This is a genomic window from Bacillus sp. CECT 9360 (assembly GCF_918741275.1).
In the GTDB taxonomy this organism is placed as follows: domain Bacteria; phylum Bacillota; class Bacilli; order Bacillales; family DSM-1321; genus Peribacillus.
The window spans coordinates 195,491-215,823 of record NZ_CAKKNA010000009.1; the positions used below are offsets into that span (position 1 = coordinate 195,491).

Below are 20,333 nucleotides of genomic sequence, written 5' to 3' on the forward strand. Positions count from 1 at the left end.
AATAATAATGTTGCTTTTTTGATGACTGGAATTAGACAAAGACTTATAGGATATGGTGTAAAGAAAGAAAGGGGCCTTATACAATAATGGTAAAAAGAAGCAGGATCGTTGCGTTTTTCATAATTATAATGGCTGTATTCGCGACGATTGGCACAACTTCATCAGGAATTTTGAACAATATTAAACTTGGCCTCGATTTACAAGGTGGCTTCGAGGTTTTATATCAAGTGAAGCCCGAAGACGGCGAAAAGGTTACACCGGAAACGCTTAGTAGCACCGCCCAGGCACTGGGCAAGCGAGTCGATGTCCTTGGCGTCAACGAGCCGAACATACAAGTTGAAGGAAATGACAGAATCCGTGTCCAGCTCGCGGGAGTAACAGATCAGAACAATGCCCGGGAAATCCTTTCGACTCAGGCAAATTTAAGCTTCCGTGATTTCAATGACAAAGAAATGATGACAGGGGCCGACTTGGCGGAGAACGGCGCCAAGCAAACCTTCGATGAAAATAACAGTCCGGTTGTCGAAGTCACCTTGAAGGACCCGCAAAAATTCAAACAAATCACCGAGCAAATTTCTGCCATGCCACAATCAACCAACGTCCTGGCAATCTGGCTTGATTTTGAAGAAGGAAAAGACAGCATCCAAAAGCCGGAAACCACGGATAATATGATTTCTGATCCTCAAGTCTCGCAGGTATTTGACCAGACTAAAGTAATGATTACCGGCCAATTTACGTTAGAGGAAGCAAAGGAACTGGCTGACATGTTAAATGCAGGGGCACTGCCAGTAGAACTAGAAGAGGTATACTCTACTTCTGTCGGAGCTAAATTTGGAGAGCAAGCGTTAAATGAAACGATCTATGCCGGCATTATCGGGATTGCCCTTGTGTTTGCATTCATGCTTTTCTATTACCGTTTCCCTGGATTTATTGCTGTTCTCACTTTAGCGATATATATCTATCTAACTTTATTGGTATTCGACTGGATGAATGCCGTTTTGACACTCCCAGGGGTTGCGGCCCTGATTCTCGGGGTCGGTATGGCCGTCGATGCGAATATCATAACGTACGAGCGGATCAAAGATGAACTGAAGCTCGGCCGCACTGTCCGTGCCGCCTATAAAGAAGGAAATAAAAACTCGCTCGCAACAATTACGGATGCCAATTTGACTACACTTTTGGCTGCTGCCGTATTGTTCTTTTATGGGACAAGTTCTGTAAAAGGCTTTGCGACAACGTTAATCATCAGTATTTTGATGAGTTTCATTACGGCTGTTTATGGAACCCGTTTATTCATGAGCCTTTGGATCAACAGCAGAGCCTTTGATAAACACCCATCATGGCTAGGTGTAAGGAAGAAGGATATCCATGATCTTGCAGAAGCGAAAGATGTCACCGAGCTTCCTACCCGGTTTGATAGATTCGATTTTGTAAAGAAAAGAAAATGGTTTTATACCATTTCTGCTGCGATAACGGTTATCGGGATCATCTTCCTGTTCGTCTTTAAGATGAATCTTGGTATTGATTTTACAAGCGGAACAAGAATCGATTTCAAGTCTAATGAACCGTTGACTCATGCGAAAGTACAAGAGCATTTGGATGCATTGGACTTAAGTAGTGAAGATATTGTTATCTCTGGAGATAATCAAGAAACTGGGATAGTCCGTTTTAAAGGCGTTCTGGATAAAAATGAAATTGCCGAAGTCAAGGACTACTTTCATGATGAGGTAGGAGCTGATGAGACGAATATCAGCACCGTATCTCCTACGATTGGAGAAGAATTGGCTAAAAACGCAATTTATGCCGTACTGATTTCTTCTCTCGGTATCATTTTGTACGCAACGATCCGATTTGAATGGAGAATGGCCGTGCCGGCAGTCATTTCACTGCTGCATGATGCATTCTTCATTATCACGATATTCAGCGTGCTGCGGTTGGAAGTAGATCTGACCTTCATCGCGGCGATATTGACGATTGTCGGATATTCCATCAATGACTCGATCGTTACTTTTGACCGGGTCAGAGAAAATATGCGTAAAAAGAAGAAAATCAAGACAAATGAAGAACTTGAAGAGATTGTCAACGTAAGTATCAGACAAACCTTGACCCGTTCGATCAATACGGTGTTGATGGTGATCATCACGGTTGCCGCCTTGATGATTTTCGGAAGCCCGTCCATCGGCAACTTCTCAATCGCTTTACTTGTCGGCTTACTTTGCGGCGTATACTCTTCCCTATACATCGCTACCCAATTATGGCTTGACCTCAAGCGAAGGGAACTGAAGAAAAAGGGAGTCCTCATCACCTACAAAGAAAAAAAACAGAGCCAAGAAGCTCAGGTATAAGTATGATAAAGACCAATCCGCGATTTGGATTGGTCTTTTTTTGACGGGAAAGTTAAACTTTCCTTTCTGGATAAGGGCAACTACGTAGGCAACAAAACGAAAATTCCGACAACGAAAGTCCCAGTTCCGGCAACAAAGCTAGTCAAATGGGCAACAAAAATCGAGATTTAGGCAACAAAAACAAGTCCAGGCAACAAAATGAAAATTCCGGCAACGAAAGTCCCAGTTCCGGCAACAAAGCTAGTCAGATCGGCAACAAAATCGAAATTTCGGCAACAAAAAACAAGTCCAGGCAACAAAACGAAAATTTCGGCAACGAAAGTCCCAGTTCCGGCAACGAAACTAGTCAAATCGGCAACAAAATCGAAATTTCGGCAACAAAAATAAGTCCAGGCAACAAAACGAAAATTCCGGCAACGAAAGTCCCAGTTCCGGCAACGAAACTAGTCAGATCGGCAACAAAGTCGGAATTTCGGCAACAAAAATAAGTCCAGGCAACAAAACGAAAATTCCGGCAACGAAAGTCCCAGTTCCGGCAACGAAACTAGTCAAATCGGCAACAAAGTCGGAATTTCGGCAACAAAAATAAGTCCAGGCAACAAAACGAAAATTCCGGCAACGAAAGTCCCAGTTCCGGCAACAAAGCTAGTCAGATCGGCAACAAAATTGAAATTTCGGCAACAAAAACAAGGCCAGGCAACAAAACAAAAATTCCGGCAACGAAAGTCCCAGTTCCGGCAACCAAACTAGTCAAATCGGCAACAAAGTCGGAATTTAGGCAACAAAAACAAGGCCAGGCAACAAAACAAAAATTCCGGCAACAAAACTAGTCAAATCGGCAACAAAGTCGGAATTTAGGCAACAAAAACAAGTCCAGGCAACAAAACGAAAATTCCGGCAACGAAAGTCCCAGTTCCGGCAACGAAACTAGTCAAATCGGCAACAAAATCGAAATTTCGGCAACAAAAACAAGGCCAGGCAACAAAACGAAAATTCCGGCAACGAAAGTCCCAGTTCCGGCAACGAAACTAGTCAAATCGGCAACAAAATCGAAATTTAGGCAACAAAAACAAGGCCAGGCAACAAAATGAAAATTCCGGCAACGAAAGTCCCAGTTCCGGCAACCAAACTAGTCAAATCGGCAACAAAACCGGAATTCCCGCAACAACAAATCCCCGCAAAAAATCCGTAACCGACCAAATGTTTGATAACTGCTAATAAAAGGGAATAATCATAAAAAATCAACGTAACGAGATTAAGAAGAGAGGAGATGAATCATGAAATTCCAATGGATATTCCTGCTGGGAATCTTATTTGCAATCATTGTTTCAATTTTTGCTGTCATTAATGTCGATTCGGTGACGGTTAATTACTTGTTTGGTACCGCGGAGTGGCCGTTAATCCTGGTGATTCTTGGGTCTGTTTTAATGGGCGGCTTTATCGTTTTCTCCATTAATATCGTCAAGATCTACACATTAAGGAGAAAAATAAAGCAGCTGCAAAGCATCAATGATGATTTTGAATCAAGGGAAATCACTGATGAACCCGCCGTCGTAGAAAAAAATACGGAAAATAATTAAATTGAAACCCCTCTGCTCCTTTTGTATAATAGTTGAGTTGAGGGGTGATTTCATGTTAAAGGCAAAAACCCGGTGGCACGTTCAGGCGGCCGATGAAAAAGTGGTAGAAATGTTGGAGAAAGAACTTCAGATAACACCTCTGGTTGCAAGGTTATTAGTAAATCGTGGGATTCATACAGTTGAAGCAGCGCGATCTTTTTTATTTATAAATGAACAGGCTTTTCATGATCCATTCTTGATGAAGGATATGGATAAAGCCGTAGCACGAATAAATCAAGCCATTGATGCAGGCGAGAAAATTCGCATTTTTGGCGACTATGACGCGGATGGTGTCAGCAGTACGACGGTCATGATCGAAACTCTTACGCTTATGGGTGCGAATGTTGATTTTTATATCCCGAACCGTTTCACGGAAGGGTATGGGCCGAATGAAAAAGCATTCCGGCTTGCCGCGGAAGATGGAGTGAAGTTACTGATTACAGTCGACACAGGCATTTCAGCGCTCGATGAGGCCGCGCTCACAAAAGAGCTCGGCATCGATTATATCATCACCGACCACCATGAGCCTGGTCCTGAGCTGCCGCAAGCTCTGGCGATCATCCATCCGAAGCTTGAAGAAAGTACATATCCGTTTAGGGAGCTTGCCGGGGTAGGAGTGGCCTTCAAAGTAGCGCATGCCCTGCTTGGGGACCTGCCCGAACAGTTATTGGAGATTGCCGCGATTGGGACGATTGCCGATCTTGTGCCGTTATATGGAGAAAACCGGCTTATTGCGGCTAGGGGCATTCAGCAGCTACGGCATACTAAACGTCCGGGACTGCTCGCGTTATTTAAAAAAGCGGGCATCGATCAGGATACATTGAATGAGGAGTCGATTGGTTTCGGAATGGCTCCGAGGATTAACGCCGCGGGAAGGCTCGGCGCCGCAGACCCAGCAGTGGATCTACTGATGGCTGCAGATAGCGCAACAGCTGAAGAACTTGCGGCTGATATTGATTTAATGAATAAGGAACGGCAGGCTCTCGTGGCAGAAACTGCGGAAGAAGCGATTCGTGAAGTAGAGGAAAACTTTCCGCCGGATGAAAACGGCGTTCTTGTAGTCGGTAAGGAAGGCTGGAATCCTGGTATTATCGGAATTGTGGCCTCCAAGCTCGTTGATCGGTTCTACAGGCCGACCATAGTATTAAGCTATGATACCGAAAAAGGCTTGGCAAAAGGTTCGGCCCGCAGTATCGAAGGCTATGATATGTTTAAGAATCTCTCGACATGCCGGGATATCCTGCCTCATTTTGGCGGACACCCGATGGCCGCGGGGATGACGCTCAAGTTAGAAGACGTTGAAGATCTACGGAACCGCCTAAACAGTCTTGCCCAAGAGCAGCTGAGTGCTGAGGATTTCATGCCCGTAACCAAGCTTGACGGAGCGACAGCGATTGAAGACGTCTCCATTCAATCCATCGAGGAAATGAGTCGGCTTGCGCCTTTTGGAATGAGCAATCCGAAGCCGAAAGTTTTAATTGAATCGGCTCGACTATCCGGAATCAAAAAGATTGGCACCAACCAAAATCATCTAAAAGTACAACTTGGAGACAGCAGTGTTTCTCTCGATGGTGTCGGCTTTGGGTTGGGATATTTATATGAGGAGATTTCTCCACTTTCCAAAGTATCGGTGATCGGTGAGCTGGCCATCAATGAATGGAATAATATCAGAAAGCCGCAAATTTTTCTGAATGATATGGCCGTCAACAGCTGGCAGTTATTTGACTATCGAGGCATAGACCGAGTCGATAAATGGATGCCGCAGACAAATCATAAGATCATCATTTTTTCAGAAGAAACGAAAAAACGTTTTCCATTTCTAGAGGAAAAAGATACATTGGTGCATATAAAAAATGAAGAAGATGCCCAAAATGCAAATATAGACGGCTGCCATGTTGTTTTACTAGATATACCGCCATCAAAAGGCTTGCTCGAGCATACATTAAGAGATAAGCAGCCTGCCCGAATTTATGCCCATTTCCATCACGAGCAGGATCATTTTTTCAGTACGATGCCAACGCGGGAACACTTTAAATGGTTTTACGCATTTCTGTCGAAAAGAGGGTCTCTTGATTTAGCCAAGAATGGGGATGAACTCGCTAAATATCGGGGATGGTCGCGGGATACCATCAATTTCATCTCACTGGTGTTTTCTGAGCTTGAGTTTGTTACAATAGACAATGGACTGATTTCGCTCAGGCGACAAGCAAACAAACGTGATTTGAGCGATGCCCCGTCTTATCAGAGAAAACAAGAACAGTATGAGCTTGAAAAAGAGCTTCTTTATTCTTCTTACCAGCAATTATTTAACTGGTTTAATACATTAGTAGCTCTCAAGGAGGAAACAAAGCAATGGACTTAAAGCAATATATTACAATTGTGCCCGATTGGCCGAAGCCCGGCATTAGATTTAAAGATATTTCTACATTGATGAATAACGGGGAAGCATACCGCTATGCTACCGACCAAATCGTATTGTATGCCCGAGAAAGACAAATTGATCTTATCGTAGGTCCGGAAGCCCGCGGCTTTATTATCGGATGTCCTGTCGCATACTCCTTGGGTATTGGTTTCGCACCGGTTAGAAAAGAAGGAAAACTTCCTAGGGAAACGATAAAAATGGACTACGGTCTCGAATATGGCAAGGACGTATTGACAATCCATAAAGATGCCATTAAACCGGGACAGCGTGTGTTGATCACCGACGACTTACTAGCAACAGGCGGAACAATCGAAGCCACCATTAAGCTTGTGGAAGAGCTCGGCGGAATCGTTGCCGGGATTGCTTTCCTAATCGAACTTACATATCTGGACGGCAAAAGCAAACTGGATGGATATGATGTATTATCTTTAATAAATTTTTAATTTTAAAAAATCATTGCAATTAAAACTTGACTGTGTGATAATTTCAGTAATTATATACGGAACTACCTTTAATTTAGTCCAGAGAGACTGACAAGGTAAGTAACTTATTTCCTTGGGGATTGTTTGTCAACCGTTCCTTTAAGTTACCCTTACTGTAAAAGCTTCTTGTCTTCTCTAAGGCAAGGGGCTTTTTTGTTTAAAAACTTATCAACCAGGGGGAATTTATGATGGAAACGTATCATGTATTAGGAGCCAAGCAATATAACCGCGACTCACTGAATCAACTATTTCAGGCAGCCGATAAAATGGAGCAAGTCGTAAAAAACGGTGGCAACGATCAATATGCAAATAAAATTATGACTAGCCTTTTTTTTGAGCCAAGCACGCGCACGCGTCTTTCCTTTGAATCAGCGATCAGCCGTTTGGGTGGTAAAGTGATTGGCACTGAAAATGCCTCCCAGTTTTCCTCTGCGACCAAAGGGGAGACACTCGAAGATACGATTCGCGTTGTCTCTGAATACTGTGATGTCATTGTCATTCGCCATACGGATATTGGAGCAGCGGAAAGGGCGGCTGCCGTGGCAACGGTACCCATCATAAACGCAGGAGACGGCGGGGGAGAGCACCCTACCCAAGCATTGCTTGATGTCTATACGATTCAAAAAGAACTGGGCCGGCTGGATAACTTGAATGTTGTCATGGTCGGGGATCTCGCAAACGGCCGTACCGTGCACTCCCTTTCCTATATGCTGGCAAATTATCATAATGTCCATATATGCTTTACAGCTCCTAAAAATGTCCAGATTCCCCCCTATGTAAAAGAGTTTTTAGATAAACAGGGTGTATCCTACTCAGAGGAATACGACTTGAAAAAAGCGGTAGGGTCAGCAGACGTTGTCTATCAAACACGTATTCAAAAAGAACGTTTCTCCTCAATGGAAGAATACGAATTGGCTTATGGAAAGTACATCATTGATGATGAACTTCTAACTCATATGAATAAAGATTGCGTGATCCTTCACCCGCTGCCGCGTGCAGGAGAGATCGAGGCCAGCGTAGACAAAGATCCCCGCGCCGCCTATTTCCGCCAGGCAGAGAACGGGCTATATATCCGGATGGCCTTGCTTGACAAGTGCTTTCAATCAGTGGTCCGGGAAGAGCAATTAGACTTATTGACTGTATTATAATAACGAAAATGGCCAGTCTACAAAAAGACCGGCCATTTTCTATTCCAACAAAAAATATTCTTCGACAAAGTTAGCAAACTCAGGGTATCGGAACAAATAAGCTCTTTATCCTTTACATCTCACCCTTTTTTCCCGATAATAGAAACAATAATCGTTTTTTTAATAAAATATTTTTAAATAGATTGGCACGTGCCAATCGGACTCTGATCAGGATAAAAAGGTGATTGAATGGCTAACGATCAAATAATGACCGCCGAAGAGGTTGTTGATAGGGCAAAGGTATATCTTCAGCAGAATGATGCTGAATTTATTTATAAAGCGTATAAATTTGCTGAGCATGCCCACCGTGAACAGTTCCGTAAATCCGGCGAACCATATATAATCCATCCCATTCAGGTCGCGGGTATTCTGGCAGATCTGGAAATGGACCCTTCGACAATCGCTGCCGGTTTCCTTCATGATGTAGTAGAGGATACCGAGGTGACCCTGGAGGACATTGAACAAAGCTTCAGTCCGGAAGTTGCGATGCTTGTTGACGGTGTTACAAAGCTCGGGAAAATTAAATATAAGTCACAGGAAGAACAGCAGGCCGAAAACCATCGAAAAATGTTTGTGGCAATGGCCCAGGATATCCGGGTTATTTTGATAAAACTTGCGGATAGGCTTCATAATATGAGGACACTCAAGCACCTCCCGCACGAAAAGCAACGGAGAATTTCCAATGAAACGCTAGAGATCTTTGCCCCGCTTGCCCACCGTCTTGGTATCAGCAAGATCAGATGGGAGCTTGAGGATACGGCTCTCCGTTATCTAAATCCCCAGCAATATTACCGTATTGTCAACCTTATGAAGAAAAAACGCGCCGAGCGTGAGCAGTATCTTGATGATGTCATTGAAGGGGTACGGAATGGTGTTGCGGAAGTGAACATAAAGGCCGAAATCTCCGGGCGCCCGAAGCACATCTATAGCATTTACCGTAAAATGGCGCTCCAAAATAAGCAATTCAGTGAAATCTATGATTTGCTCGCCGTGCGTATCGTTGTTAACAGCATTAAGGATTGCTATGCGATTTTGGGAATCATCCATACTTGCTGGAAGCCGATGCCTGGCCGCTTTAAAGATTATATCGCGATGCCAAAACCAAATATGTATCAATCCCTGCATACAACGGTGATCGGCCCGAAAGGCGACCCGCTTGAAGTGCAGATTCGAACAGCGGAAATGCATCATATCGCTGAATTCGGGATTGCCGCGCACTGGGCTTATAAGGAAGGCAAAGAAATAAATGAGACGGCATCACTAGAAAATAAATTAACCTGGTTCAGGGAAATTCTTGAATTCCAGGATGATACGATAAATGCAGAAGAATTTATGGAATCCCTTAAAATTGATTTATTCTCGGACATGGTGTTTATTTTTACGCCAAAAGGAGAAGTGATCGAGCTTCCAGCCGGATCGAACCCGATCGACTTTGCTTACCGGATTCACTCGGAAATCGGCAATAAAACAATCGGTGCCAAGGTTAACGGCAAAATGGTCCCGCTTGACTATAAGCTGAAAACCGGTGACATCATTGAAATCCTGACATCGAAGCACTCATACGGACCAAGCCAGGACTGGCTCAAGATGACCCAAACTTCCCAGGCGAAAAATAAAATCCGCCAATTCTTCAAGAAACAGCGCCGTGAAGAAAATATCGAAAAGGGCAAGGAAATGGTCGAAAAAGAAATCAAAAACATGGATTTTGATTTGAAAGAAATCTTGACCTCCGAAAATCTGAAACGGATCAGCGAAAAATTCAACTTTTCCAATGATGAAGATATGTATGCCGCTGTCGGATACAACGGCATAACCGCGCTCCAAATCGCCAATCGTTTAACGGAAAAGCAGCGAAAGCAAAAAGAAATGGAACAAGAACCTACCATCTCAGAGGCCGTTTCAGAAAAAAGGTCACTCCACGCTGTTAAAAGAAGAGAATCTGGCGTACGGGTCCAGGGAATTGATAATCTGTTAATCCGTCTATCGAGATGCTGCAACCCGGTGCCTGGTGATGAAATTGTCGGTTTTATCACGAAAGGCCGAGGTGTTTCCGTCCACCGAGTCGATTGTACGAATGTGGAAGGCAACGAAACCGAAAACCGGTTGATCCCTGTTGAATGGGAAAGCAGCTTTAATGACCGAAAAGAGTACAACGTTGACATCGAAATTAACGGCTACGACCGCCGCGGTTTGTTGAATGAAGTATTGCAGGCTGTCAATGAAACGAAAACAAACATTTCTGCCGTATCGGGCAAATCCGACCGAAACAAAATGGCAACCATCAATATGTCGATTTCCATTAATAACATCAGCCACCTGCAGAAGGTAGTGGAGAGAATTAAACAAATTTCGGACGTCTATGCAGTAAGAAGGATCATGAATTAAGGAGTTATATCCATGCGAGTTGTAGTGCAACGTTCTAAAGAAGCCAGAGTCCTTGTAAATGGCGAAACCGTCGGCGAAATCGACCATGGATTGGTTCTGCTTGTAGGCATCACACACGGAGACAATGCCGAGGACGCGGCATATGTCGCAGATAAAATCGCCAACTTACGGATTTTTGAAGACGAAGATGAGAGAATGAATCTTTCCCTGCTCGATAAAGGAGGCTCGATTCTCTCCATTTCTCAATTTACTTTGTACGGCGACGTCCGCAAAGGCAGACGCCCCAACTTCATGGAAGCTGCCCGACCGGAAGAAGCCAACCCGGTATACGAGATGCTGAACGAAGAATTCCGAAAAAAAGAAATCAACGTCCAAACCGGCATCTTCGGGGCGATGATGCAGGTGCAGCTAACCAATGACGGCCCAGTAACGCTGATTGTCGAAAGCAAAAATAAAGTTTAGTGAGTCCTTGCCCGCTTGGAAGCGGCAAGGGTTTTTTATTGGGAAAGAAAGCATGAATTTTGATGGATCGCTCGTAAATCTGGATTACCGCTCGTAAATTTGGATTGGCGCTCGTAAATTTGGATTACCGCTCGTAAATTCGGATTGGCGCTCGTAAATCTGGATTAGCGCTCGTAAATTCGGATCAGCGCTCGTAAATTTGGATCAGCGCTCGTAAATTTGGATTAGCGCTCGTAAATTCGGATTAGCGCTCGTAAATTTGGATTAGCGCTCGTAAATTTGGGTTACCGCTCGTAAATCTGGATTAGCGCTCGTAAATTCGGATCAGCGCTCGTAAATTCGGATCACCACTCGTAAATTCGGATCACCGCTCGTAATCCGGATCAGCGCTCGTAAATTTGGGTTACCGCTCGTAAATATGGATTAGCGCTCGTAAATATGGATTAGCGCTCGTAAATATGGATTAGCGCTCGTAAATTCGGATTGGCGCTCGTAAATTTGGATTAGCGCTCGTAAATATGGATTAGCGCTCGTAAATCTGGATTAGCGCCCGTAAATCTGGATTACCGCTCGTAAATCTGGATTAGCGCTCGTAAATTCGGGTTACCGCTCGTAAATCTGGGTTACCGCTCGTAAATTTGGATTAGCGCTCGTAAATTTGGATTAGCGCTCGTAAATTTGGGTTACCGCTCGTAAATTTGGATTAGCGCTCGTAAATTCGGATTGGCGCTCGTAAATTTGGATTAGCGCTCGTAAATTCGGATTGGCGCTCGTAAATTTGGATTAGCGCTCGTAAATTTGGATTAGCGCTCGTAAATCTGGATTAGCGCTCGTAAATCTGGATTAGCGCTCGTAAATTCGGATTGGCGCTCGTAAATTTGGATTAGCGCTCGTAAATCTGGATTAGCGCTCGTAAATTTGGGTTACCGCTCGTAAATTTGGATATCCGCTCATAAAATACGTATTCGTTGTTTTGATCCATAAATGACTATCAAACTCATAACAGAATGGACACAAGACCTTCCTATCAAAAAAGTTGATCAAAATTAGTGTTCAATGATTAGAAATTGGCTCGAAATCCATATTTGAGCTCGAAATCGAAATTTCTGCTCGATAATCGGAATTTCTGCTCGATAATCCGAATTTGTGCTCGATAATCGAAATTTCTGCTCGATAATCCGAATTTGTGCTCGATAATCGAAATTTCTGCTCGATAATCCGAATTTGTGCTCGATGCTCGAAATTTCTGCTCGATAATCCGAATTTGTGCTCGATGCTCGAAATTTCTGCTCGATAATCCGAATTTCTGCTCGATGCTCGAAATTTCTGCTCGATAATCCGAATTTCTGCTCGATAATCGGAATTTGTACTCGATGAACTAAATTTATGCTCGATTTTATTTGAAATAACTCTCAAGCCCCGCAAAAATAGCATCTGATACGTCTTCCTGATACCGTTCAGAACTTACGGTCGCCTCTTCCCCGGAGTTACTCAAATACCCTAACTCAATGAGAGCCGCCGCGCGCTGATTTTCTCTGATTACATAATAGTCGCCAAATCTGTAGCCCCTGTTGACGACCTGTAAAGAGGAGTTGAGCGATTTATTGATGCTCGAGGCGAGCGATTTTTGATAGGAATGATAATAATAGGTTGTGACACCGCTCACTAGTTGGTTTTTTGCGTGGTCATAGTGCAGGCTTATATAGGCATCAGCGTTATGCCGGTGAGAAACTCCGACGCGTGTCTGCAGCGATAAATAGTAATCGGCATTCCTTGTTAGGATTACGGTTGATCCTGCTGCTTCCAGCTTGTCCTGCAACAACAAAGCCGTGTGAAGCGTGAGATTTTTCTCCAATGTGCCCTTTACACCTTTTGTGCCTTGATCCCTTCCGCCGTGTCCCGGATCGATAACAATTAATTTATCGGAAAGGTATTGCTCTGCGCCCTGCTTTTTCATTTGCGACGTTTTTCCTGTAACCGAAACGACCCAGCCTGCTACATATGCCATTCCGCCGCTTTCAAGTTGAATCTTAAACCAACCATTGCTGGCGGCTGCGATAATGGAAAATTTCTCTCCAACATCAGTCCTCGAAACAATCCGGGAGTGGACATCGGGGCTGCTTCTTAAATAAGTCCCGTTTTGACTAATGACGATTTCACCATTTAAAGGTGTCTCTTTAATTTGTTTTTGTTGCTCCGAAATCTCCCCTGAAAAACTGATATACTCTTTATTTATCCAGCCGTATGTGGAGTTATAGGAAACTTTCAGCCAATCGCCTTCCGCGGTCACGATCTTAATCTTGCTGCCCCTGGCGATTTTCCCAAGCACTTCTCCTTCCAGCGAAGCATGCGAACGGACATTGATCGTGTCAGTAACTATTCCATCTGCGGGAATTTCCTTGTTTTGATTTATAAAAATGGACTGTTGACTGATAAAGTCTTCAGAAATCCAGCCTGTTAGTTCATCGTTTTTTATGTGAGTCCATTTCCCTTGGCGCTCGAGAATTTCAACACTGCTGCCTTTTTTTACAGAACCCGCGAGGTTATATTTCGTAGCGGGTCCGGTTCGTACCCGTACATCATCGGTTATAATGCTGCCCCGCCCGATAGCCTGTTTGCTCAAGACCTCCTGTTTTACAATCACGTCGTTATTGCCCTTTGCCTCGGCTAATGGATAAATCGTGGAAGCAAGAAGGAGGGAACAGAGGGACAAGCTGCCTTTCTTCAAAAAACTCAAGACCATCTCCCCTTATAAACTGTCTATGCGGTTATACATTTTCTATTTCTTTTATAAAAACCCTTCCGTTTTATGAAAATAAATCGGCGATTAGGAAAGAATAGTTAATAAGACGCATGTTCCTGTTTACAAGAAGGAACTGATCGGAGACATTTATAGGGGGATTGGCAAATGAGATATAGTGAAAAAGGCGAGACGAGCCTGAACGGAGAAAATCAGCTGCACGGTGTTGATTTTCATGATTTTATTCAAAAAGAGCAAGGGGCGAACTTAGTTGAACTGGCTTCGGAATTCGGCCTGAATGTGAGGGATGCGAAAAAACTGAAAAAGAAATTGGGCAGATCGTAATGGATGACGGAAATTAGAGAAATCTTCTTGACAATTTAAATAACCGTCCGTATTATAGTAAAGATATAATACATACTGATTCTTAGAACCGATGATGGGGAATAGTAATTAAGATTACACATGAAAAGAGAGGAAATGCCGCTGGCTGAAAACATTTCCGCATGTGCCTTAATGAAAGAACACTCCGTAGGCTTCGCTCTGAAAAGGAGGAATCCCCCTTAGTAGGAGATGAACGTAAGCAGGCGTTAACTGTACTTGAGCGGAAGCATGCTAGCATGCTTCAATTAGGGTGGCACCACGGGAATACAACTCTCGTCCCTTGTAACTATTTAGTTACAGGGGACCGGGAGTTTTTTTATTTTTAGCGAAAATAGCGTTTCGTTTAATTGAACTGACTTTTCGTTTAAATGGCCCGGATTTTCGTTTAAATGAATTCACTTTTCATTTAAATGGTCCCGACTTTCGTTTAAATCACTATATTTTTCGTTCAAATCAAATGCAAAGAGGAGGAACAACATAATGTCGATTCAAATGCCGCGCGGAACCCAGGACATTCTTCCGGGGCAGTCCGAAATTTGGCAGTACATCGAAAATGCTGCCCGAGATTTATGCAATAGATATCAATACAAAGAAATCCGTACACCGATCTTCGAACATACTGATCTATTCCTTCGGGGTGTCGGTGATACGACCGACATCGTCCAGAAGGAAATGTATTCGTTCCAGGACAGGGGCGGACGTGATATCACGCTTCGACCGGAGGGAACAGCGGCGGTTGTAAGGTCATATATTGAGCACAAAATGTTTGGCTGGGCTAATCAGCCTGTAAAACTATTCTATTTCGGCCCGATGTTCCGTTATGAGCGCCCGCAGGCAGGCCGCTTCCGCCAATTCGTGCAATTTGGAGTCGAGGCCCTGGGCAGCGCCGATCCTGCTATCGACGCAGAGGTGCTTTCATTAGTCATGAGTTTATACCGGGAGTTGGGATTAAAGAAGCTCAAGCTTGTTATCAACAGCTTGGGGGATAAGGAAAGCAGAACCAACCACCGAAATGCATTGATCGACCACTTCGAACCGCGTATCGGCGAGTTTTGCAGCGATTGCCAAAATCGACTTCAGAAAAATCCGCTACGAATCCTGGATTGTAAAAAAGACAGAGACCACGAGCTTATGAAAACAGCACCATCAATCATTGACTATTTAAATGATGAATCAAAAGCTTACTTCGAAAAGCTGCAGAAACATCTAACAGATCTAAATATCGAGTTTGTCGTAGACCCGGCCCTTGTACGCGGCCTGGACTATTACAACCACACGGCATTTGAAGTCATGAGCGAAGCGGAAGGCTTTGGTGCGATTACGACACTTTGCGGCGGCGGCCGCTACAACGGCCTTGCCGAAGAAATCGGCGGCCCGGAGACTCCGGGAATTGGCTTTGCATTGAGCGTAGAGAGATTGATCGCTGCCCTCGAGGCCGAAAAAGTAGAGCTTCCAATTGCAACAAAAATCGATTGCTACCTCGTTTCTTTAGGGGAAGCGGCAAAAGATTACACCGTAAAACTTGCGTATGAACTAAGGAACGCCGGATTTACCGTTGAAAAAGACTATCTGGACAGAAAGGCAAAAGCCCAATTCAAATCGGCGGACCGCCACAAAGCAAGATATGTCGCCATTCTCGGTGATGACGAACTAGAGCAGGAGAAAATTAATGTAAAAAATATGGAGACAGGCAACCAAACAGAAGTTGATCTTGCTTCATTTGTTGATGAATTTAAAAAGCTGCAGGCTTAAGGAGGAATACGGAATGTTTGGTAGATCATATTTCTGTGGAGAAGTGACCGAAACAGCAATTGGGGAAAAAGTGACCTTAAAAGGGTGGGTCCAAAAACGAAGGGATCTCGGTGGTTTAATTTTTATTGACCTAAGAGATCGTTCAGGCATCGTCCAGGTTGTATTCAATCCGGATATATCAAAGGAAGCGCTCGAAACAGCGGAAACCATCCGCAGTGAGTATGTTCTGGAGATTGAAGGAACGGTCATTCTCCGAGAAGAAGCCAATATAAACAAAAATATCTCCACGGGAAAAATCGAAATACTGGCAGAGTCCGTTAACATCGTAAATGAAGCGAAAACCCCTCCATTTGCTATCGCTGATAGGACCGAAGTATCAGAAGATATCCGTTTGAAATACCGGTATATGGACTTAAGACGACCGGTGATGTTTGAAACACTGAAAATGCGCCACCAGACGACAAAGGCCGTCCGAGACTACCTCGATGGCGAAGGCTTTCTCGATATCGAGACTCCGATTTTGACGAAAAGCACACCCGAGGGGGCGCGGGATTACTTAGTGCCAAGCCGTGTGCACGATGGGGAATTCTACGCGCTGCCGCAGTCGCCGCAACTCTTCAAACAGCTATTGATGGTTTCCGGAGTCGAGCGTTATTATCAAATCGCCCGCTGTTTCCGTGATGAAGATTTACGTGCGGACAGACAGCCGGAATTTACCCAGATCGATATTGAAACTAGCTTTATGAGCCAGGAAGATATTATGTTCCTAGCAGAAGAAATGATGGAAAAAGTCATGAAAGACGTCAAAGGTTTGGAGGTTACCCTTCCATTTCCAAGGATGACCTATGACGAAGCAATGGGCCGTTATGGTTCGGATAAGCCTGATACACGCTTTGAGATGGAGCTTATCAATGTGTCTGAACAGGTGGCAGCGTGCGGTTTTAAGGTATTCTCCGGGGCGGTTGAAAGCGGCGGGGCGGTAAAAGCGCTAAACGTGAAGGGCGGCGCCGCAGATTACTCCCGAAAGGACATTGATGCATTAGGTGAGTTCGCGGCGGTGTACGGCGCAAAGGGCTTGGCATGGGTGAAAGTGGAAGCGGACGGCTTCAAAGGACCGATTGCAAAATTCTTTGACGAACAAGCCCAGCAAAATCTGATGCAAGTGACTGAGGCATCTGTTGGGGATCTGTTATTGTTTGTGGCTGATAAGAAAAGTGTTGTCGCCGATTCCCTTGGCGCTCTCCGCTTAAAGCTTGGAAAGGAAAGAGGGCTTATCGATTCAAGCAAGTTCAACTTTTTATGGGTCGTTGACTGGCCGCTATTGGAATATGATGAAGAAGCCGGCCGCTACTTTGCCGCGCATCATCCGTTCACAATGCCTGCAAGAGAAGACCTTGGAAAACTTGAAACGGATCCTGGCAGCGTCCAGGCGCAAGCCTATGACCTCGTACTAAATGGCTATGAGCTTGGCGGCGGATCTCTGCGTATTTATGAACGCGAGATCCAGGAGAAAATTTTTGAAGTGCTTGGCTTTTCCGCTGAAGAAGCGAATGAGCAGTTTGGCTTTTTGATGGAAGCCTTTGAATATGGCACTCCACCGCATGGGGGAATCGCACTCGGATTGGATCGCCTTGTCATGCTGCTGACAGGACGCACCAACCTCCGGGATACGATCGCCTTCCCGAAAACAGCAAGCGCAAGCGACTTGCTCACGGAGGCACCGGGAGTAGTAAGTGAGACCCAGCTGGACGAGCTTCATCTCAAATTAGCAACAAAAAAACAAGCATAAATTCCCATTTAGGTTCGCTGGAATTTGTGATATGATATTCCCAAGTTATATAAGAGTCCTGATGTGTACGTTCTTTAACCTATAAGTTTTGACCGAACACTTATAGTTACGGGAGCCCACGTTTCCGGGCTACGTAAATGCCTTTAAAGATTGAGGACTTACAGATGTACGGAACAGAGCACCCACCTGCGGAGAGCGGGTTCAAAACAAAGGAACAAACGGCACAATTGGGACTCTTACATTTTTAAAAAACCCAAATTTTGAACACTTTGAACAAGTGCTTGAAATTTGGGTTTTTTTGTATTTTAGAAAATGTGAATTTTCGCTACAAAAACGGACATTGTTCTACAAAATGCAAATTTCCGCTACAAAAGAACAAATATCGGCTACAAACCTGATGAAGTCGGCTACAAAACTGCTTATTTACACGGGTAACGTGGCGAAATGATCAGGTGCTTAAAAAGGTTTTTAGTATTCTAATTTACTAAAATAGGCATTTGCCTGTGGGCAATTATCATTCATCTTCATACCATGACTTTGTGAGAGTATGCTAAAAAACTTGGGAAAGAAGTGTATAAGATGTTTTATCATATTAAAGAGCTTCAATACGATGCGGTTCCAAGCCGTCCTGATCCGGCATTCGCAAGAAAACTCCAGGAAATTCTCGGCGGGCAGTTTGGCGAAATGACGGTAATGATGCAATATCTTATGCAAGGCTGGAATTGCCGGGCGGAACAAAAATACCGTGATTTGTTGCTGGATACAGGGACAGAAGAAATTTCCCATGTTGAAATCGTGTCGACTTTGATTGCCCGGCTTTTGGATGGCGCTTCTGCAAAGGAACAGGAAATGGCTGCCGCAGATCCTCTGTTGCACGCTGCTATGGGAGGAATGAGCCCGCGGCAGTTAATTGTTTCCGGTCTGGGCGCATTGCCTGAAGACAGCGAAGGGGTTCCGTGGAATGGCCGCTATACGGCAGCAAGTGGAAATTTACTTGCCGATTTCCGCGCCAACCTGGCCGCTGAATCGCAAAGCAGGCTTCAAACGGTAAGGTTATACGAAATGTCAGACGATCCCGGCGTGAAGGATACACTAGCATTTCTGATTGCCAGGGATACGATGCACCAAAACCAGTGGATGGCGGCGATCGCGGAGATAGAGGCAAAAGAAGGCAAAGTCGCACCGGGTACCTTCCCTAAGGAAAGAGAAAGACGGGAGTTCTCCTATAAATTCTTTAACCTTTCCCGTGGCGAAGAAAGCAGTAAAGGCCGCTGGGCTTGCGGACCGTCAATGGATGGCTGCAGTGAGTTTCAATATGTCCAACAGCCACAACCTTACGGAGAACCCGCGTTTCTCAAACCGGCGCCTTATTCTGTGCATGACACACCGCCAAGCCCGCTGCCCAACCCGAATAAGTGCTAAGGCAGTTAGGTATCATCGCACATCAATTAAATACTTGCCCTAAAATGTCACGCCGGCAGCTATCCTACAAAAAGATAGCTGCCTTTTGTTTTGTGCAATAGTTTTTATTTCCTAAATGTCCACTTTTCATAAGCACATATCGTATATTAAGTAGAAATTACCAGAAATGATCTGTTTATTTTTACCCAATCTATAGAAAAGGGGTGAAATGCATGCGAGACAGAAACCAGAATAACTACGGAAACCAAACTGAATATGGAAATGTGGATCAAAGAAACGACCTGACCGGGCCAAATGATCCGGGGAAGCCCAACTATCCCGTGCGGCCAAAACATCGTGTAGAGATCGAGCCCGAAAAACACCGCAAATAAAAGCCCCGCGCATAATTAGAAGAGATAAAATCAATGCCTTTTCTTAGGCAGATAATGGCTCCTGCTCGTTTAACCTTGGTGGCGGCGGGTATATATGGAGAAAACCATAAGGAGGATATTATCATGAAAAGAAATACGGTATTAGGTACAGTGCTTTTAGGAACAGCGGCTTACTTTTTTCGAAACAAGGAAACGCGTGACAATACAATGAGCAAATTACAGACTCTTGCAAAACCGGAGAGCCGTGAAAAGATAATGAACCATCTTAAAGATTTTGCAAACTCTAAAATGAACGGGTCTACTAACGAAGAGCACAATTCATCTCCTGAAAATCAAAACAGCACATCTTCTGATACTCAAAGTAGCACATCTGCTGATGCTCAAGGCAACGCATCTTCAGGACGCCAAAGCAATGGATCTTCAGCTAGTGAGAGTAACACATCTTCGGTAAGCAAAAGCAATGGATCTACAGGTAGTCAAAGCAACGCATCTTCAGAAACCCAAAGCAATGGACCTACAGGTAGTCAAAGCAACGGATATTCCGCGAACCAGAACAATACAGCGAAACAAAATCAGAGCAACAGTTCCACTAAAAACCAGAAAAATACCGTATCAAAAACAAACTCCACAAATAAAACGACTGGCAAGGAACATACCATGTTAAACACTGACTTTGCCCAAAAAGAGGAAGATGACACTCATTCATTAGCGGAAGCACCTAAATATCTGTAAGCAGCAAGGACTTGGATTAAACATCCAAGTTCTTTTTTTTATGCTAAAGATGAGCTAATCAATATTCCGGCAACGAAAATTGGAACTGGCAACAAAACAGAATTTTTGGCAACAAAAGTGCGAGTACTGGCAACGAAACAGGAAAGTTGGCAACAAAATCAATATTCCTGCAACGAAAATTGGGACTGGCAACAAAACAGAATTTTCGGCAACAAAAGTGCGAGTACTGGCAACGAAACAG

15 protein-coding genes, 1 other RNA gene and 1 other annotated feature are annotated in these 20,333 nt (G+C 44.2%); of the genes, 15 read left to right on the forward strand and 1 reads right to left on the reverse strand.

From position 1 onward, the window contains the following. Nucleotides 1-86 precede the first annotated feature (86 nt). The 8 genes from secDF (at nt 87) to dtd (ending at nt 10,902) form a co-directional block, all read left to right on the forward strand. Nucleotides 87-2,345 carry a protein translocase subunit SecDF gene (secDF, locus tag LQ216_RS13080; protein WP_230129920.1) on the forward strand — a complete coding sequence of 753 codons (2,259 nt, stop codon included), beginning with the start codon at nt 87-89 and terminating at the stop codon, nt 2,343-2,345. A gap of 146 nt (nt 2,346-2,491) precedes the next feature. Next, nucleotides 2,492-2,833, forward strand: a complete 342-nt coding sequence (locus tag LQ216_RS13085; protein ID WP_230129921.1) for a hypothetical protein — start codon at nt 2,492-2,494, stop codon at nt 2,831-2,833. Nucleotides 2,834-3,622: 789 nt separating this feature from the next. Beyond that, nucleotides 3,623-3,925, forward strand: coding sequence for a lipopolysaccharide assembly protein LapA domain-containing protein (locus LQ216_RS13090; RefSeq protein ID WP_230129922.1), 303 nt, complete (start codon nt 3,623-3,625; stop codon nt 3,923-3,925). A 52-nt stretch (nt 3,926-3,977) separates the two neighbouring features. After that, nucleotides 3,978-6,326: a single-stranded-DNA-specific exonuclease RecJ gene (gene recJ, locus LQ216_RS13095; RefSeq protein WP_230129923.1), complete on the forward strand. Its 2,349-nt coding sequence runs from the start codon at nt 3,978-3,980 to the stop codon at nt 6,324-6,326. Continuing rightward, nucleotides 6,317-6,829 carry an adenine phosphoribosyltransferase gene (locus tag LQ216_RS13100; RefSeq protein WP_230129926.1) on the forward strand — a complete coding sequence of 171 codons (513 nt, stop codon included), beginning with the start codon at nt 6,317-6,319 and terminating at the stop codon, nt 6,827-6,829. Before recJ ends, LQ216_RS13100 begins: the two co-directional genes overlap by 10 nt. A 224-nt stretch (nt 6,830-7,053) precedes the next feature. Beyond that, nucleotides 7,054-8,016 carry an aspartate carbamoyltransferase gene (pyrB, locus tag LQ216_RS13105; protein WP_230129927.1) on the forward strand — a complete coding sequence of 321 codons (963 nt, stop codon included), beginning with the start codon at nt 7,054-7,056 and terminating at the stop codon, nt 8,014-8,016. 228 nt (nt 8,017-8,244) lie between these two features. After that, nucleotides 8,245-10,440 (forward strand): bifunctional (p)ppGpp synthetase/guanosine-3',5'-bis(diphosphate) 3'-pyrophosphohydrolase, encoded by a 2,196-nt coding sequence (locus tag LQ216_RS13110; RefSeq protein ID WP_230129928.1) that lies wholly within the window; start codon nt 8,245-8,247, stop codon nt 10,438-10,440. A 12-nt stretch (nt 10,441-10,452) separates the two neighbouring features. Beyond that, nucleotides 10,453-10,902: a D-aminoacyl-tRNA deacylase gene (gene dtd, locus LQ216_RS13115; RefSeq protein ID WP_230129929.1), complete on the forward strand. Its 450-nt coding sequence runs from the start codon at nt 10,453-10,455 to the stop codon at nt 10,900-10,902. Nucleotides 10,903-12,298: 1,396 nt separating this feature from the next. Here the strand turns inward: dtd and LQ216_RS13120 are convergent. Continuing rightward, a complete protein-coding gene (locus tag LQ216_RS13120; protein ID WP_230129930.1) occupies nt 12,299-13,639 on the reverse strand; it encodes an N-acetylmuramoyl-L-alanine amidase in 1,341 nt (446 codons plus the stop codon). Nucleotides 13,640-13,810: 171 nt separating this feature from the next. Between LQ216_RS13120 and LQ216_RS13125 the strand changes: the two genes are divergently transcribed. The 7 genes from LQ216_RS13125 to LQ216_RS13155 all read left to right on the forward strand — a co-directional run bounded on the left by LQ216_RS13125 (nt 13,811) and on the right by LQ216_RS13155 (nt 20,092). Then, nucleotides 13,811-13,987, forward strand: coding sequence for a hypothetical protein (locus LQ216_RS13125; protein ID WP_230129931.1), 177 nt, complete (start codon nt 13,811-13,813; stop codon nt 13,985-13,987). 82 nt (nt 13,988-14,069) lie between these two features. Further along, nucleotides 14,070-14,310 (forward strand) — a binding site (T-box leader). Nucleotides 14,311-14,506: 196 nt separating this feature from the next. Next, on the forward strand, nt 14,507-15,778 hold the full coding sequence (hisS, locus tag LQ216_RS13130) for a histidine--tRNA ligase (RefSeq protein WP_230129932.1): 1,272 nt from the start codon (nt 14,507-14,509) through the stop codon (nt 15,776-15,778). A gap of 13 nt (nt 15,779-15,791) precedes the next feature. Then, complete coding sequence (aspS, locus tag LQ216_RS13135) at nt 15,792-17,567, forward strand: aspartate--tRNA ligase (protein WP_230129933.1); 1,776 nt, start codon at nt 15,792-15,794, stop codon at nt 17,565-17,567. Between the two features lie 52 nt (nt 17,568-17,619). Then, nucleotides 17,620-17,805, forward strand: a non-coding RNA gene (gene ssrS, locus LQ216_RS13140) — 6S RNA. Nucleotides 17,806-18,146: 341 nt separating this feature from the next. Continuing rightward, complete coding sequence (locus LQ216_RS13145) at nt 18,147-18,989, forward strand: manganese catalase family protein (protein WP_230129934.1); 843 nt, start codon at nt 18,147-18,149, stop codon at nt 18,987-18,989. 212 nt (nt 18,990-19,201) lie between these two features. Further along, nucleotides 19,202-19,360 carry a hypothetical protein gene (locus LQ216_RS13150; RefSeq protein ID WP_160118427.1) on the forward strand — a complete coding sequence of 53 codons (159 nt, stop codon included), beginning with the start codon at nt 19,202-19,204 and terminating at the stop codon, nt 19,358-19,360. 123 nt (nt 19,361-19,483) lie between these two features. Then, nucleotides 19,484-20,092 (forward strand): hypothetical protein, encoded by a 609-nt coding sequence (locus LQ216_RS13155; protein WP_230129935.1) that lies wholly within the window; start codon nt 19,484-19,486, stop codon nt 20,090-20,092. The last annotated feature ends 241 nt before the right edge of the window (nt 20,093-20,333 follow it).